Origin of the sequence: Streptomyces curacoi (assembly GCF_001513975.1) — a bacterium.
In the GTDB taxonomy this organism is placed as follows: domain Bacteria; phylum Actinomycetota; class Actinomycetes; order Streptomycetales; family Streptomycetaceae; genus Streptomyces; species Streptomyces curacoi.
On the sequence record NZ_KQ947999.1, the window covers coordinates 21,227 to 36,945 of the forward strand.

At 70.3% G+C, this 15,719-nt stretch carries 14 protein-coding genes and 1 pseudogene; 8 read left to right on the plus strand and 7 right to left on the minus strand.

Annotated elements, in window-relative coordinates; translation table 11 throughout:
• Positions 1-81 precede the first annotated feature (81 nt).
• A pseudogene (locus AQI70_RS35640) lies at positions 82-647 on the plus strand (LuxR C-terminal-related transcriptional regulator).
• Positions 648-686: 39 nt separating this feature from the next.
• Here AQI70_RS35640 and glgX read toward each other — a convergent pair.
• Positions 687-2,945: a glycogen debranching protein GlgX gene (gene glgX / locus AQI70_RS35645; protein WP_062156591.1), complete on the minus strand. Its 2,259-nt coding sequence runs from the start codon at positions 2,943-2,945 to the stop codon at positions 687-689.
• A gap of 158 nt (positions 2,946-3,103) precedes the next feature.
• Between glgX and AQI70_RS35650 the strand changes: the two genes are divergently transcribed.
• From AQI70_RS35650 to AQI70_RS35675, 6 genes are all read left to right on the plus strand, one after another.
• Complete coding sequence (locus tag AQI70_RS35650; RefSeq protein WP_062156592.1) at positions 3,104-4,345, plus strand: L,D-transpeptidase; 1,242 nt, start codon at positions 3,104-3,106, stop codon at positions 4,343-4,345.
• Between the two features lie 180 nt (positions 4,346-4,525).
• A complete protein-coding gene (locus tag AQI70_RS35655; protein ID WP_062156593.1) occupies positions 4,526-5,767 on the plus strand; it encodes a L,D-transpeptidase in 1,242 nt (413 codons plus the stop codon).
• A 171-nt stretch (positions 5,768-5,938) separates the two neighbouring features.
• Positions 5,939-6,706: an enoyl-CoA hydratase/isomerase family protein gene (locus tag AQI70_RS35660; protein ID WP_062156594.1), complete on the plus strand. Its 768-nt coding sequence runs from the start codon at positions 5,939-5,941 to the stop codon at positions 6,704-6,706.
• Positions 6,707-7,027: 321 nt separating this feature from the next.
• Positions 7,028-7,531, plus strand: coding sequence for an ATP-binding protein (locus AQI70_RS35665; protein WP_062156595.1), 504 nt, complete (start codon positions 7,028-7,030; stop codon positions 7,529-7,531).
• Between the two features lie 427 nt (positions 7,532-7,958).
• On the plus strand, positions 7,959-9,140 hold the full coding sequence (locus AQI70_RS35670; protein WP_062156596.1) for a YncE family protein: 1,182 nt from the start codon (positions 7,959-7,961) through the stop codon (positions 9,138-9,140).
• Between the two features lie 89 nt (positions 9,141-9,229).
• The gene (locus tag AQI70_RS35675; protein ID WP_062156597.1) at positions 9,230-9,862 is read left to right on the plus strand and encodes an ADP-ribosyltransferase; all 633 of its coding nucleotides are present in this window, start codon (positions 9,230-9,232) and stop codon (positions 9,860-9,862) included.
• A 19-nt stretch (positions 9,863-9,881) separates the two neighbouring features.
• Here the strand turns inward: AQI70_RS35675 and AQI70_RS35680 are convergent, their stop codons facing one another.
• Positions 9,882-10,517: a GNAT family N-acetyltransferase gene (locus tag AQI70_RS35680; RefSeq protein WP_062156598.1), complete on the minus strand. Its 636-nt coding sequence runs from the start codon at positions 10,515-10,517 to the stop codon at positions 9,882-9,884.
• 145 nt (positions 10,518-10,662) lie between these two features.
• On the opposite strand from AQI70_RS35680, the gene AQI70_RS35685 reads away from it, so the two are divergent.
• Positions 10,663-10,881, plus strand: a complete 219-nt coding sequence (locus tag AQI70_RS35685) for an EF-hand domain-containing protein (RefSeq protein ID WP_003997746.1) — start codon at positions 10,663-10,665, stop codon at positions 10,879-10,881.
• A 73-nt stretch (positions 10,882-10,954) separates the two neighbouring features.
• Here the strand turns inward: AQI70_RS35685 and AQI70_RS35690 are convergent, their stop codons facing one another.
• From AQI70_RS35690 to AQI70_RS35710, 5 genes are all read right to left on the minus strand, one after another.
• A complete protein-coding gene (locus AQI70_RS35690) occupies positions 10,955-11,497 on the minus strand; it encodes an MOSC domain-containing protein (protein ID WP_062156599.1) in 543 nt (180 codons plus the stop codon).
• 52 nt (positions 11,498-11,549) lie between these two features.
• Positions 11,550-12,107: a GH25 family lysozyme gene (locus tag AQI70_RS35695; protein WP_062156600.1), complete on the minus strand. Its 558-nt coding sequence runs from the start codon at positions 12,105-12,107 to the stop codon at positions 11,550-11,552.
• A 94-nt stretch (positions 12,108-12,201) separates the two neighbouring features.
• Positions 12,202-13,890, minus strand: coding sequence for a DUF885 domain-containing protein (locus tag AQI70_RS35700; protein WP_062156601.1), 1,689 nt, complete (start codon positions 13,888-13,890; stop codon positions 12,202-12,204).
• A 14-nt stretch (positions 13,891-13,904) separates the two neighbouring features.
• Complete coding sequence (locus AQI70_RS35705) at positions 13,905-15,404, minus strand: amino acid adenylation domain-containing protein (RefSeq protein ID WP_062156602.1); 1,500 nt, start codon at positions 15,402-15,404, stop codon at positions 13,905-13,907.
• Between the two features lie 29 nt (positions 15,405-15,433).
• On the minus strand, positions 15,434-15,637 hold the full coding sequence (locus AQI70_RS35710) for an MbtH family protein (protein ID WP_062156603.1): 204 nt from the start codon (positions 15,635-15,637) through the stop codon (positions 15,434-15,436).
• Positions 15,638-15,719: the final 82 nt, after the last annotated feature.

The window sequence follows — 15,719 nt, forward strand, 5'->3', positions numbered from 1 at the left end:
GAGGGGTCGTACAGTGCGAGGCGGCGGGGTCGTAGGACGGCATCCCCCGATCGGCCGATGCCCTTTCGAGCGTGACGGCCGATGTGGCGGCCCCCGCCGCGCCGCGAAGCTGATGCCACGGTCATGGACAAGGGCCGGATCGCCGCCCTGGACACCCCGGCCGGGCTGATCCGCCGCTCCGCCGGAGTCACGGTGATCACGCTGCGCGTCAGCGACGCTGCTGAGCGGGAACTGGTGCGCCGGGCCGCCCGAGCGAAGGTCCTGGTCCTGACCACGTACGACACCGACTCGGACACCCTCCCCGCCATCGAGGCGGGCGCGACCGGCTATCTCCTCAAGGACGCCCCGCGCGACGAGCTTTTCACGGCTGTCCGCGCGGCGGCCGAGGGCCGCACGGTCCTCTCCCCGGCGGTCGCCTCCCGGCTGGTGTCGGCGGTCCGCGCCCCGGCAACGAGCCCCTCTCCGCCCGCGAGCGCGAGGTCCTGGCGCTGGTCGCCAAGGGCACCTCCAACCGTGAGATCGCCCGCGAACTGTTCATCAGCGAGGCGACCGTGAAGACCCACCTCACCCATCTGTACGCCAAGTTGGGCGTCAACGACCGCGCGGCGGCGGTGGCGACGGCGTACGAGCGAGGGATCCTCGGCTAGCCCGGGTACGGCAGCGGGGCGTCCGGCCGCCGGCCACCCTCAACCACCCTCCACCTTCAGCAACAGCACCGCCCGCGCCGGCACCGTGATCGCCTCCCCCGCCCGGTGCACCACGCCCGGAGCCTCCCCCTGCTCCTCCCGCGAGGTGTCGACGACCACCTCGTACCGCTCCGCCCACGGCGGCCCCGGCAGCACGAAGCTCACCGGCCGGTGCCCCGCGTGCAGCACGGCCAGGAAGCTGTCGTCGAGGATCGGCGCGCCCCGCTCGTCCCGGCCCGGGATGTCCCGCCCGGACAGATACATGCCCAGCGTGGCGGCGGGCGCGTACCAGTCCCGTTCCGTCATCTCCGTGCCCCGCGCGGTGAACCAGGCCAGGTCCCGCAGCCCGTCCGCGGAGTGCGCCCGCCCGGAGAAGAAGGCCCTGCGGCGCAGCACCGGGTGCCGGTGCCGCAGCTCGATCAGCCGCGAGGTCAGGTCGAACAGGGCCTTCCAGCCCGGGTCCTCCAGCAGCCCCCAGTCCAGCCAGCTGATCTCGTTGTCCTGGCAGTACGCGTTGTTGTTGCCGCGCTGGGTCCGCCCCAGCTCGTCGCCCGCGACCAGCATCGGCACGCCCGTCGACAGCAGCAGGGTGGTCAGCAGGTTCCGCAGCTGCCGGCGCCGGAGCGCCCGTACCCGCTCGTCGTCCGTCTCGCCCTCGGCGCCGCAGTTCCAGGACCGGTTGTCGTTCGAGCCGTCCCGGTTGCCCTCGCCGTTCGCCTCGTTGTGCTTGCGCTCGTAGGACACCAGGTCCCGCAGGGTGAAACCGTCGTGCGCGGTCACGAAGTTGACGGAGGCGTAGGGCCTGCGCCCGCCCCATGCGTACAGGTCGCTGGACCCCGACAGCCGGTAGCCCAGATCCCGTACGTCCGGCAGGGCGCCCCGCCAGTAGTCCCGTACGGCGTTGCGGTAGCGGTCGTTCCACTCCGTCCACAGCGGCGGGAAGGCGCCCACCTGGTAGCCGCCCGATCCCACGTCCCACGGCTCGGCGATCAGCTTCACCCGCCGCAGCACCGGATCCTGCGCGATCACCGCGAGGAACGGCGACAGCATGTCGACGTCGTGCATGGACCGGGCGAGCGCCGCCGCCAGGTCGAACCTGAAGCCGTCCACGCCCATCTCCGTCACCCAGTAGCGCAGCGAGTCGGTGATGAGCCGCAGGACGTGCGGCTGGACGACGTGCAGGGTGTTGCCGCAGCCCGTGTAGTCGGCGTACCGGCGGGCGTCCGACTGCAACCGGTAGTACCCCCGGTTGTCGATGCCCTTCAGCGACAGTGTCGGGCCCAGCTCGCCCGCCTCCGCCGTGTGGTTGTAGACGACGTCGAGGATGACCTCGATGCCCGCCGCGTGCAGGGCACGCACCATGCGCCTGAACTCGCCGACCTGCTGACCGGTCGTCCCGGAGGCCGCGTAGGCGGCGTGCGGGGCGAAGTAGCCGATGGAGTTGTAGCCCCAGTAGTTGCGCAGGCCCTTGCGCAGCAGATGGTCCTCGTGCGCGAACTGGTGCACCGGCAGCAGCTCCACGGCCGTCACGCCCAGCCTGACCAGGTGCTCGATCGCCGCGGGATGCGCCAGACCGGCGTACGTCCCCCGCAGCTCCTCCGGTATCCCCGGGTGCAGCTTGGTGAAGCCCCGGACATGCACCTCGTAGATCACCGAGTCCGCCCACGGCGTCTTCGGCCGGCGGTCCTCCATCCACTCGTCGTCGGGGGCGTCGTCGTGCACGACGACCCCCTTCGGGACGTAGGGCGCCGAGTCGCGGTCGTCGCGCACGGTGTCCGCGACATGCTGCTGGGGCCAGTCGCGGACATGGCCGTACACCTCGGGCGGCAGGCTGAAGTCGCCGTCCACCGCGCGCGCGTACGGGTCGAGGAGCAGCTTCGCCGGGTTCCAGCGGGCGCCGGTCCACGGGTCCCAGCGGCCGTGCACCCGGTAGCCGTAGCGCTGGCCCGGCATGACGCCCGGCACGAAACCGTGCCAGATCTCGTGCGTCAGTTCGGTCAGCTTGGCCCGGGTCTCCTTGCCCTGCTCGTCGAACAGGCACAGCTCGACCGCCTCGGCGCCGCCCGCCCACAGGGCGAAGTTGGTGCCCGCCACCCCGTCGGGGCCGACCCGGAAGCGGGCGCCGAGCGGCATGGGCGCGCCCGGCCACACGGGCACACCGGGGGCCTTGCGCCGCGCGCCGTTCACGACGGCGGCCGGGCGCCCCTCCTCAGCGGCGACCGTCCCGGCCACCGCCTCCTGCTCGGCTGCGCTCGACACCTGTCGGCCTCCCACGGCTCATGGACCACACGATGTGAGAAAGAGCCACACGGCGTCCCGAACCGCGGCTCCCCGTCGCGTCGTCCTCCCAGATGTTCTGCCCACCGCGTGGCTCGCACTCACGTTTCCCCACGGCCGCCCTGATCGTTGGGGTCTTCGTGAGGCACGTACAAGGGCGCGCGCGGCGCGCGGGGGCCGTGTTGGCCGCCGTACTGACATGGGCGGGACTGCTGGCCGGCGCGGCCGGCTGCACTTCGGACGGCGGCGGTGTCGACCGCATGCTGGGCAAACCGCCCGCGCCCGAGGACGTCATCCGGGTCCTGCCCGACGACGGCACCAAGGGCGCACTCCCCGACGACAGGCTGCTCGTCCGGGTGCTCAGCGGGCGCCTGGAGTCGGTGAAGGTCGTCAAGTCCCAGGACGCGCAGGAGACCCCGGTGGCCGGGCGGATCTCCGAGGACGGCCGGCGCTGGGAGCCCCACGAATCGGGGCTCGCGCTGGCCGCCGAGTACACGATCGACGCGGTGGCCCTCGACGGCCACGGGCGGCGCAGCGCACGGCACACGACCTTCACCACGTACGTCCCCGAAGAGCGGTTCATCGGATACGTCACCCCGGAGAACCGCTCCACCGTCGGCACCGGGATGATCGTCTCCCTGAGGTTCAACCGAGAGATCGAGAACCGGGCCGCCGTCGAACGCGCCGTCCGGGTCACCGCCGAGCCGGCCGTGGAGATCCGCCCGCACTGGTTCGGCAAGGCCCGCCTCGACTTCCGCCCCGAGCAGTACTGGAAGCCCGGCACCCGGGTCACCGTCGCGCTGCGGCTGCGGGACGTCGAGGGGGCGCCCGGGGTCTACGGGCTGCAGTACAAGACGTTCTCCTTCACCGTCGGCCGCCACCAGATCTCCGTCGTCGACGCGGCCAGGCACACCATGCAGGTCCGGCGGGCCGGCGAACTCCTCGCCACCGTGCCGGTCACGGCGGGCGCCCCGAAGACCACCACCTACAACGGGAAGATGGTGGTCACCGAGATGCTGGAGCTGACCCGGATGAACGGCGCCACGGTCGGCTTCAAGAAGAAGAACGGCAAGGGCGAGTACGACATCCCCGACGTCCCGCACGCCATGCGGCTCACCGACTCCGGCACCTTCCTGCACGGCAACTACTGGGCGCACGCCTCGGTCTTCGGACGGAGCAATGTCAGCCACGGGTGCGTGGGGCTGAGGGACGTGAAGGGCGGCGGCTCGCAGACGCCCGCGGGCTGGTTCTTCGACCGCAGCCTGATCGGGGACGTCGTCGAGGTCGTCCACAGCAATGACAAAAAGGTCGCTCCGGACAATGGCCTCGGAGGCTGGAATATGGGCTGGAAGGAGTGGAAGGCGGGGAGTGCGGTGAAGTAACCGGACAGGGGGGTGAGTTGCTCGACCAACCGGCTATCTGCCGATGTTGGAACGGAATGGTGACAATCGCGCGGCGCCGACGCACCTGACCTTGTGGTTAATATGCGCCGGTGCGCGCGGCAGACGCGCGGGGGAGCGGGTTCGCCAGGCGGGGCCTGGGTCCCGGGGAGGGGAGAAGACTTGAACGTGCGGCCGATATCGGGGGCGTCGGTTGACGCGCGCGGGGGACGTGGGCGCAAGGGGCTGTCGGCACTTGCCGGTGTGCTGCTGCTCGCCGTCACCGCGTGCGGCGGGGGCGGGGGATCGGACTCGGGGACCGGTGACGGCAAGGGCAAGGACTCCGGTACGGCGGAGACCAGGAAGTCGCAGGCGCTGGTGACCATAGCGCCGGGGGACGGCGCGAAGTCCGTCGAGACCAGCGGCGCGCTGAAGGTGACCGCGGCCAAGGGCAGGCTGACGGCCGTCGAGGTCGAGGACAGCAAGGGCAACGCGATAGCCGGGAAGATATCCGGCGACGGCGCCACCTGGACGCCGTCCACGCACCTGGCCGCCTCCACCAAGTACACGGTGCACGCGGTCGCCAAGGACTCCGAGGGCCTGGAGGCCACCAAGGAGGCCGACTTCACCACCCTGACCCCGAAGAACACCTTCATCGGCACCTTCACGCCCGAGGACGGCTCCAAGGTCGGCGTCGGAATGCCGTTCTCGATCCGCTTCACCCGGGGCATCACGCAGCCCGAGGACGTCGAGAAGGCGATCACCATCAGGACCGAGCCGGCCGTCGAGGTCGCGGGCCACTGGTTCGGCAACGACCGCCTCGACTTCCGTCCCGAGAAGTACTGGAAGGAAGGCACCAAGGTCACCGTCGACCTCAACCTCGACGGCGTCGAGGGCCGCCCCGGCGTCTACGGCGAGCAGGACAAGAAGGTCTCCTTCACCATCGGCCGCGACCAGGTCTCGGTCGTCGACGTGAAGACCAAGAAGATGAAGGTCATGCAGGACGGCAAGGTCGTCAAGACCATCCCCGTCACCACCGGCAAGCCGGGTTACGACACCTGGAACGGCCAGATGGTCATCACCGAGAAGTTCGTCGAGACCCGGATGAACGGCGACACGGTCGGCTACGAGGGCGAGTACGACATCGAGGACGTCCCGCACGCCATGCGTCTGACCAACTCCGGCACCTTCATCCACGGCAACTACTGGGGCGGCGGCGCCTTCGGCAACTACAACGCCAGCCACGGCTGCATCGGCCTGCGCGACGTCCAGGGCGCGTACGACGGCGGTACGCCGGCCGCGTGGTTCTACAACCACTCGATGATCGGTGACGTGGTGGTCGTGAAGAACTCCAACGACGCGACGGTGGCCCCCGACAACGGGCTCAACGGCTGGAACATGTCCTGGGAGAAGTGGAAGGCGTGAGGCGCACCGACTGACGCCTTACTGCCCGGCCCCGGCACCCGGCCTCTGCGAGGCACGGAACCGGGGCCGTTCGCGTGTCCGGCCCTGCCCGGCGGGCCGTCCCCACACCCCCGGCCGAGTGTGACGGACCGCACCGGGCCGCTCTCCGTTAGTCCCCGTTAACCTGCTCGCATGACCGTGAATCTCGAAGTCGCCGAGGGCGTCGGCACGCTCCGCCTCGACCGCCCGCCCATGAACGCGCTGGACGTCGCCACCCAGGACCGGCTCAAGGAGCTCGCCGAGGAGGCGGGCCGTCGTGACGACGTACGGGCCGTGGTGATCTACGGCGGGGAGAAGGTGTTCGCGGCGGGCGCGGACATCAAGGAGATGCAGGCCATGGACCACACGGCGATGGTCCTGCGCGCACGGGCCCTGCAGGAGTCGTTCACGGCGGTGGCCCGGATCCCGAAGCCGGTGGTGGCGGCGGTGACGGGCTACGCGCTCGGCGGCGGCTGCGAGTTGGCGCTGTGCGCGGACTACCGGATCGCCGCGGACAACGCCAAGCTGGGCCAGCCGGAGATCCTGCTCGGGCTGATCCCGGGCGCGGGCGGCACGCAGCGGCTGGCCCGCCTGATCGGTCCGTCGAAGGCGAAGGACCTGATCTTCACGGGCCGTATGGTGAAGGCGGACGAGGCCCGCGAGCTGGGCCTGGTGGACCGCGTCGTGGCGGCGGACCAGGTCTACGCCGAGGCACACGCCTGGGCGGCGAAGCTCGCGCAGGGGCCGGCGATCGCGCTGCGCGCGGCGAAGGAGTCGATCGACACGGGCCTGGAGACGGACATCGAGACCGGCCTGGCGGTGGAACGGGGCTGGTTCGCGGGCCTGTTCGCGACGGAGGACCGGGAGCGGGGGATGCGGAGCTTCGTGGAGGAGGGGCCGGGCAAGGCGAAGTTCCTCTGAGGCGCCGGGCAAGGCCCTTCGGGCGGCCTCGGCGAAGTCGGGGTCTGAAACTCCGTCGCATCACTTGCAATTGACGGGCTGTCTGATTCGGGTCCCTCGATGGGACGGTTTATGGCAGCCTTAAGGCAACCTTAAGCGTGCCTTGTCGAGGGAGCCCGTCGATTGCCTCCAACAGACCCTTCGTCGCAGGTCGGACGGGCTGTAGGGGACTCGGAGCTGCCTCTGTCATATGCCGGAGGAGCCTTGCGGAATGGGGGATTCCGGGGGGCGTATTCCGTAGGAACGGCCCCGGAGGACCCTTTGGGCGGCCATGATGGGGGCATGGCGGGGCTGGAGGGTGTCGAACAGCCGCGGGGGCACGGTCGTGCGACTGCGGCGCGCTGGTCACCGGCGGCGGAGGACGAAGCCGCCTCCAAGGCGCTGGAGCTGTTCGGCAATCCCACGGAGGCGGAGGTTCCGCTCCCGTCCCGGCCCGAGTCCGCCGCCACGGCGCGCCGGCTGGCCCAGGTGGTCGTCCTGCGCCAGTGGGGCCTCAGCCCGAAGATGACGGAGGACGCGGTCCTGCTCGTCTCGGAACTGGTCGGCAACGCCGTCCGCCACACCGGCGCCCGCGTCTTCGGCCTCCGTATGCGCCGCCGCCGCGGCTGGATCCGCATCGAGGTCCGCGATCCGTCCCGCGGCCTGCCCTGTCTGATGCCGGTCCAGGAGATGGACATCAGCGGCCGGGGCCTGTTCCTGGTCGACAAACTCGCCGACCGCTGGGGCGTGGACCTGCTGCCGCGCGGCAAGACGACCTGGTTCGAGATGAGAGTGGCGGACCGCTGACGGCGCCGTGGTCACTCCTCGGCGCCGGGCGCGCCTTTCGGTCCGTCTGACGTTTGGGGACGAGGGCGCGCCATCCCCAGCCCCCACCCACCCGCTGGGGACGCGCCGGACGGGGGTCACTTGCCCATGCCCGGCAACGGTCACTTCTCGGCGCCGGTCCGGCACTCTCAGCCCGTCCGGCGTTTGAGGACGAGGCCCGTTCAGGGCCGATAGCGGGGGTCTGGGGGCCGCAGGCCCCCAGGTACGCGGGGTCGAAGGGGCGGAGCCCCTGGGGGATGGGACGGGTAGGGGCGGCGGGGGCGAAGACAACTGCGCGGCGCGACCCGTACAAGCCGCTTATCGGGTAAATCACACGTTTTCCGGCGCAATCCTCATTAAATAGTCCGGTGACCACCACCGACAGCCGCGCCGCACGGAAGACCTGCCGATGAACCTCATGCACCGCACCCTCCTCGCCGGCGTCGGCCTCCTCGCGCTCGCCGCCTGCGGCACCGAGTCCGCCAAGGACAGGAACCGGGCCGACGAGTCCCCCGGCACCCAGGCCGCCATCCCCGCCCCGGTGAAGAAGAAGCCCGTCCAGGGACTGCCCGGCATGCCCCCCGTCCTCGACCCCAAGGACGTGTACGCCGCCGACCGCCCCAACAAGCTGTCCCCGGTCGTCAAGGACTTCCCGTCCCGCGTCTACGTCCCCAACACCGAGTCGGACACCGTCTCCGTCATCGACCCGAAGACGTACAAGATCATCGAGACCATCCCCGTGGGCCGCCAGCCCCAGCACGTCGTGCCCTCCTGGGACCTGAAGACCCTCTGGGTCAACAACAACCGCGGCCACACCCTCACCCCCATCGACCCGAAGACCGGCAGGGCGGGCAAGGAGGTGAAGGTCCACGACCCGTACAACCTCTACTTCACGCCCAACGGCAGGTACGCCGTCGTCATGGCCTCCCTCGACCGCGAACTCGTCTTCCGCGACCCCCACACCATGAAGCGGATCAAGACCGAGCCGGTCACCTGCTACGGCGTCAACCACGCCGACTTCTCCCTCGACGGCCGGTACTTCATCGTCTCCTGCGAGTTCAGCGGGGAACTCCTCAAGGTCGACACGGAGAAGATGAAGGTCATCGGCCAGCAGAAACTGCCCTTCGAGGGGGCCATGCCACAGGACGTCAAGGTCTCGCCCGACGGCAAGCGGTTCTACATCGCCGACATGATGGCCCACGGCATGTGGGTGCTGGACGGCGACAAGTTCGACGAGCCGAAGCTCCTGCACACCGGCAAGGGCTGCCACGGCCTCTACGTCAGCCGCGACTCACGCGAGATGTACGTCTCCAACCGCGGCGAGGGCAGCGTCTCCGTTTTCGACTTCACCAAGAACAGGCTCACCAAGAAGTGGCACCTTCCCCAGGGCGGCAGCCCCGACATGGGCGGCGTCTCCGCGGACGGCAAGGTGCTGTGGCTGTCGGGGCGTTACGACGCCGAGGTGTACGCCATCGACACCCGCACCGGTGAACAACTCGCCCGCATCCCCGTCGGCAGCGGCCCACACGGCCTCGCCGTCTACCCGCAGCCGGGCCGCTACTCCCTCGGCCACACCGGCATCTTCCGCTAGCCGAGGACGGGTTGACCGGCGGTCAGTGACACGCCGCCGTACGAGTGAAGATCCACGACGCGCCGCCGCGGGCCGGGAATCGTGCTCCCATGATCACAACTCGCCTGCGGCGGCGAGCCACTGCCGCCGTCCTGTCCCTCTCGGCCGTCCTCGCCACGACGGCCGCCACGGCACCCGAGACCGCTCCCACCTCGGCTCGCACGACCGTCGTCAAGACCGCCGCCCCCGCCCCGGCCGCCTGTCCCGTCCAGTACGCCGACAAGATCAAGGCCGCCGCCGACCGCCGTGTCGACGTCGACCGCATCACCCCCGACCCGGCGTGGCGCACCAGCTGCGGCACGCTCTACCGGGCCGACGGCCGCGGCCCGGAGATCGTCTTCCAGGAGGGCTTCAAGCCCAAGGACGTGGAGAACGGCCAGTACGACCTGGAGCAGTACGTCCTGGTCAACCAGCCATCGCCGTTCGTCTCCACGACGTACGACCACGACCTGTACAAGAAGTGGTGGAAGTCGGGCTGGAACTACTACATCGACGCCCCCGGCGGCATCGACGTCAACGAGACCATCGGCGACACCCACCACTGGGCCGACCAGGTCGAGGTGGCTTTCCCCGGCGGCATCCACCGCAAGTACATCATCGGCGTCTGCCCGGTGAACAAGACGACCAAGGTCGAGATCATGAGCGGCTGCCAGAGCAACCCGCACTACGAGGCCTGGCACTGACGGCCCGGCGCTGACGCCCCTACCGGGCGAGCAGCAGCAGTTCCGCGCCCACCGGCCGATACCCGGCCGCCTGGAACGCCCGTACGCTGCGGGCGTTCCCCGGCGCGACCTGCGCCCACAGGGGCTCCCCGACGAGATGCCGGGCGGCGGTCACCAGCAGCCGCCCCAGCCCCCGGTGCCGTACGTCCTCGTCGACCTCCACCGAGACCTCCAGCCGCCCGGCGACCCCGCGCCCCATCACCAGCACCCCGCCCTGAGCGGTCCAGGCGCGCACCTCGTCGCGCCGCCCGCGGGCATAGCGGATCCGCGGGTGACCGGCGTCCTTGATCTCCTTCAGCGCGAGCGGCGGCTCACCCGGCAGCGGGGAGCCGACCAGGACGGCGTCGACGGTCTCGCACATACGGCCCGTCCGCTCGGTCAAGGCCGCCAGGAAGCGCGGGTTCATGGGGGCCGCCAGCGCGTCGCACTCCATGGCGCGCAGAGTGTCGTACACCCAGGCGGGATCCTCGTCGGTGAAGACGACGGAGTGCGCGGTGAAGGCGAGGACGCCGGCGTTCCGGTGGGAGGGCTGGGGCACGACCGTCGTACGGCCGTCCGCGGGCGGGAACACACCCCGCGCCGCCGCGTCCAGAATGTCCCGCAGGGTCTGTGCCACGGCCGCTCCCTCGTGCTCTTTCGAGTCATCGCCCCGCCCGGGTGGTCGCCGCACCGGCGGCGCGGGCGGGCAGTTAATCTGACCTGCGGCAGCAAGCCAGCACAACACGACAGACGCGAGCAAACGCGAGTAAAGGGGCGGACCGGTGGCGCACATCGACATCGAGGAAGCACGCAAGCAGTTCGAGCGCATCGATGCGGACGGTGACGGCACCATCACCGCCGCCGAGTTCAAGAAGGCCCTGGCTCAGGGCGGCGACTGGAACGTGACCGAGTCGGTCGCCGAGGCGATCCTCAACAGCCGTGACCTGAACGGCGACAAGGTCGTGTCGTTCGAGGAGTTCTGGGCCTACCTGAACAAGTGACGTCCGGGGAAGGGGCGCCCGGCCTGCCAGTGCGGCGAGGGGCGTCCCTTCGTCGCGCCCGGCGCTCCTGACGTCACACGATCTCCAGGGGCCGGTGCGGCCCGTCCGGCAGCTCGACGGCGATCGGGTCCCCGGCCCGCACCACGCCCCCGCTGACGACGACGCTCATGATCCCGGACCTGAAACGCACCCCGCCCTCGTCGTCCCGTCCGACGACCTGCTTCATCAGCCCCTTCTGGAAGTCGTCGATCTGCGCACAGGGATTCCGCAGCCCGGTCACCTCGATGACGGCCTCGTCCCCGAGCCTCAGCCGCGTCCCGGTCGGCAGCCCCAGCAGATCGATGCCCCGAGTGGTGACGTTCTCCCCGAGCTCCCCGGCCGCCACCTCGAATCCGGCCTCGCGCACCTCGTCGAACAACTCCGCGTGGATGAGGTGCACCTGCCGCAGATTCGGCTGCGAGGGATCCCTCCGCATCCGGAACCGATGCTTCACGGTCGCCCCCGCGTGCACATCACCCTCCACTCCGAGCCCGGCGATCAGCGTGATGCTGTCGCGGTTGGGCTTGGTGAACGAGTACGTCCCGTTACTGCTGACGGCGGCGACAGTCCCACCCATGGCAAGAAGCTCCCCTGTTCCCGGCGACGAGTGCTTCGCCGCAGGCCGGAGCCTATGCGTTCTGGGCCCACTCACGCAGCGCGGCCTTGCTGGGGAAGTTCGCGACGTTCTTGTCCAGGGGGTCGTCGGTGTACTGGTGGAAGCGCCACTTGGCCTGGATGCGGGGCTTGCCCGGGGTCACGTAGTCGGCGATCCAGAGGCCGTCGCCGGCGTAGGACGTGGTGTCCACGTTCAGCCAGTAGTGCCTATTTGCATAGAGGATGACCGGATTATTCGGCCGCTTCTCCTTCACCTTCCGAATGAAGAGGTCCTTCTGGGCGTTGCTCGCATGCGTGCCCTCGCTCGTCGTCTCCCAGTCCACGGCGAGGATGTCGCCCGCTCTTTCGGGGGCCTTGCTGACGAAGTACTCCGCCTGGGCCGAGAGGTTGCCGGGCCAGAGGAAGTGGTAGAAGCCGACGACCAGGCCGGCGTCACGGGCGCGTTTCGTCTGGGCGGCGAGTTTGGGATTGACGTAGGAGCGGCCCTCCGTCGCCTTGATGAAGACGAAGGAGAGGCCGTCCGTGTCGTAGGACGAGGACTGGTAGGCGCTGACATCGATGCCGCGGATCATCGTAGGACTCCCTGAAGTGCTGGCGGGGGGAGAGGAGTTGGACTTGTTGTATGCCCCACCATGCTGCGGCTGATCCGTCACCGAGGGGGGAATGTCAGCGAATTCCTTCGGAGCGGACGAGGACGTCCCGCAAGGTGTCCAGGCCGGCGGGACCGCTCCGCAGAGCACGCATGTGGAAGTCCTTGAGGTCGAACTCGCTGCCGCGGCCGGCCTTGATCTCATCGCGTATGGACAGCCACAGCCGCTCACCGAGCTTGTAGGCGGGCGCCTGGCCCGGCCAGCCGAGATAGCGGTCTATCTCGTCGATCGCGCGCGCTTCGTCGGTGAGTGTTCTGGTCCGCAGGAATTCCCGGCCCAGTTCGGGAGTCCAGCGCCGGCCTTCGTGGAACCCGGTGCCCGCCGGAATCTCCAGCTTCAGGTGCATGCCGATGTCGACGATCACCCGGGCCGCGCGGAAAAGGTGCTTGTTGAGCATGCCGAGCAGGTATCCGTCGTCGAGATACCCGAACTCCCGCATCAGCCGCTCGGCGTAGAGCGCCCAACCCTCACCGTGTCCGTCGATGAAGCACAGCAGCCGCTGAAACCGGTTGAGCGTCTTCGTCACCACCGCCGTGCCGATCTGCAGGTGATGGCCCGGCACACCTTCGTGGTAGACGGTGCTGGCCTCGCGCCACGTCGGGAACTCCCGCTCGCCCTCGGGCAGTGACCACCACATCGTGCCCGGTCGGCTGAAGTCGTCGGCGGGGTTGGTGTAGTAGGCGCCCAGCCCGCCGCCCGGCGGAGCGATCCTGCAGTCCAGCCGCATCAGCTCGGCCGGGATGTCGAAGTGCGTCCCGTGCAGGTCGGCCAGTGCCCGCTCGGACAGCTCCTGCATCCACGCCTGGAACGCGGCCCGGCCTGTGACGCGGTACCGAGGGTCGCCGTCGAGTGTCCCGGCCGCCTCGGCCGGACCCGCCCCTGGCCTGATCCGTCCCGCGACCTCGGTCAGTTCCGCCTCGATGCGGCCGAACTCGGCCCAGCCCCACGCGTAGGCGTCGCGCAGGTCCATGTCCGCCCCGATGAACTTGCGCGACCACAGCTTGTAGAGGTCCTCGCCGACCGCGTCCTCGTCCCCGGCCTTGGGAGCGAGAGCGTCACGGAGGAAGGCCGCCAGTTCGGCGTACGCCTGCCTGGCCGCGCGCACGCCGGCGTCGAGGTCGGCCCGCAGCGCACCGTCGACGCCCGGCACGCCCTCGGCGGACGCGGCGAGCGTGGCGAAGAAGGAGCCCGCGCCGGACCAGGTCTCGCACTGCTGGGCCGTCCGCCGCACCTGACGTGCGGCCGACATGACGCCCTTGTCCGCCGATGCGGACAGCGATGCCCGGTATCCCGCGAGCGCCTCCGGCACCCGGGCCAGCCGTTTCGCGATCACCGCCCAGTCGTCGGCGGTTTCGGTCGGCATCAGGTCGAAGGCGTACCGGATGTCCTGGGCCGGGCTCGCCGTCATGTTCAGTGATGCCGCGGGCAGTCCGGCCTCGTGCATGTCGACGTCGACTTGGAGCCGCTCGGAGAAGACGGCCTTGGCGATGCGCTCGCCCTCGTCCACCGGTTGTGCGGCCGCCATGTCGGCCAGCGCGGCCCTGGCGAGTCCGGCACGTACGGCGTGGCCGTCGGGAGAGAGGTCGGGCAGCCTGTCGTCGTGGCCGAGTATGCCGAACTCGGTGGCTGCGAGGGGGTTCAACCGGGCGTAGTCGTCCACATAGGCGTCGCACACACCGTGCACGCCGGTCGCTTCACGTGGCACCTCTGACTCCTCCTTCACGCACGACGGGCCGGGTCTCCGACCGGCATAGCGGCCAGCGCCTTGCGGTCGACCTTGCCCGCCCGGTTGAGGGGCATCTCGTCCAGCCACATGAAGAAGCGGGGAATCATATGGCTCGGCAACCGGTCGCGCAGCCGGCCGGTGATCACCTCGTCGGACGACCGTTCGCCGACCAGGAAGGCGACGATGGCGGCGCCCCCGGGTGTGTCCTCGCGGAGCAGCACCGCGGCGTCGACGGCTCCGGCGCACTCGCGCAGGGCGTGCTCGACCTCGCCGATCTCGACGCGGAAGCCCCTGATCTTGACCTGGTCGTCGATCCGGCCGAGGTAGACGTAGTCGCCGTCGGGCTGTAGCCGTACGCGGTCGCCCGTGGCGTACATGCGGGTGCCGGGTGTCGGCGCGAACGGGTCCGGCAGGAACACCGCCGCCGTGCGGCCGGGAAGTCCGAGGTAGCCCCTGGCCAGGCCGACCCCCGCGATGAACAACTGGCCCTCGGCGCCGGCCGGGACGGGCCGCAGGTCGTCGTCGAGCACGTAGGTGCGTACCCCTCGGACCGGACGGCCGATGGGCACCCAGCTCGGTGTCGACGGGTTGCACCGGTACCAGGTGGCGGCGACCGATGCCTCGGTCGGGCCGTAGCCGTTGGCCACGACCAGGGGCGGAGAGTCCGCGAGCCCGACGCCGTCGAGCTGGGAGCCGCCGGTGATGACGAGACGGACGCCCGCCTGCGCCAGCCGGGGCAGGAGCGCCCGGCCGTAGGGCCCGAGCACGGCGGCCGGGATCTCCAGCGCGGTCACGCCGAGCGTGCGCACGGTGACCAGGATCCGGCTCGCGGGCAGATCGTCGTCGTCGCCGATCGCGACGCAGGCGCCCGCGCACAGCGGCATCAGCACATCGTGCATCGTGCTGTCGACAGCCGGCGCGGTCGTCCACAGCATGACGTCGTCTTCCCTGACCAGGTCGAGGTCCTCGATCGAGGCGACGATCAGATTGAGGATCCCCTCGTGCGGCACGCCGACGATCTTGGGACGTCCGGTGGAACCCGACGTCGTGATCGCGTACGCCAGGTCCAGCGGGCGTGGTCGGGGCAGCGCGGAGGTGTCCTCGTCCAGTGGGCCCGGGTCGTCTATGAGCAGCGCCTCGGGGCACCACTCGGTGGGGGCGGCGGCGAGGACCTGCTCGCATCCGGCGTCGTCCAGCACCTCCCGGTTGCGCCGGGGCGGATCGCCCGGATCGAGCGGCAGGCACGCCGCGCCGCAGCGCAGCACGGCGACGAGGCCGGTCAGTGCCGCCGCGCTGCGGGGGGCCAGCAGCCCCACCACCGTTCCCGGGCCCGCGCCCGCGCGTCGCAGGCGGTGGGCCAGCCGGGCCGTCGCGCGGTCGAACTCGGCGTAGGTCCATGACCGCGCCCGCGTTCGGACGGCGGGGGCGTGCGGCCGCACGCGAACCTGGTGCGCGAACAGGTCGAGCACCGTACGCGGCCTGGATTCCACCATGGCTTCTCCTCGTGTGGCTCGAAACGGCCTCAGTCGGCTTGCATCTGGCTGCGCAGGCTCAGTGGCCGCAGGTCGGTCCACACGCGATCGATGTGGGCGAGGCACGCCGCCTTGTCGCCGCTGAATCCCTCGGCGCGCCAGCCGGACGGAATGTCACGGTCGGCCGGCCAGATCGAGTGCTGCCCCTCGTGGTTGACCACCACGCTGAACTCACGGCGTTCGTCGTCGAACATGGCGTACGTCGTCCTCCTGGTTTCTCGGTCGTACGGGCTGGTCTCTCGTTCGTACGGGCTGGTTTCCCGGTCGTACGGGCTG

Bases quoted from the DNA above. Each gene is read 5' to 3' on its own strand.
- AQI70_RS35660 (WP_062156594.1), top strand. From the start codon at position 5,939: ATGACCGTGAATCTCGAAGTCGCCGAGGGCGTCGGCACGCTCCGCCTC.
- AQI70_RS35665 (WP_062156595.1), top strand. From the start codon at position 7,028: ATGGCGGGGCTGGAGGGTGTCGAACAGCCGCGGGGGCACGGTCGTGCG.
- AQI70_RS35670 (WP_062156596.1), top strand. From the start codon at position 7,959: ATGAACCTCATGCACCGCACCCTCCTCGCCGGCGTCGGCCTCCTCGCG.
- AQI70_RS35675 (WP_062156597.1), top strand. From the start codon at position 9,230: ATGATCACAACTCGCCTGCGGCGGCGAGCCACTGCCGCCGTCCTGTCC.
- AQI70_RS35690 (WP_062156599.1), bottom strand. From the start codon at position 11,497: ATGGGTGGGACTGTCGCCGCCGTCAGCAGTAACGGGACGTACTCGTTC.
- AQI70_RS35695 (WP_062156600.1), bottom strand. From the start codon at position 12,107: ATGATCCGCGGCATCGATGTCAGCGCCTACCAGTCCTCGTCCTACGAC.
- AQI70_RS35705 (WP_062156602.1), bottom strand. From the start codon at position 15,404: ATGGTGGAATCCAGGCCGCGTACGGTGCTCGACCTGTTCGCGCACCAG.
- AQI70_RS35710 (WP_062156603.1), bottom strand. From the start codon at position 15,637: ATGTTCGACGACGAACGCCGTGAGTTCAGCGTGGTGGTCAACCACGAG.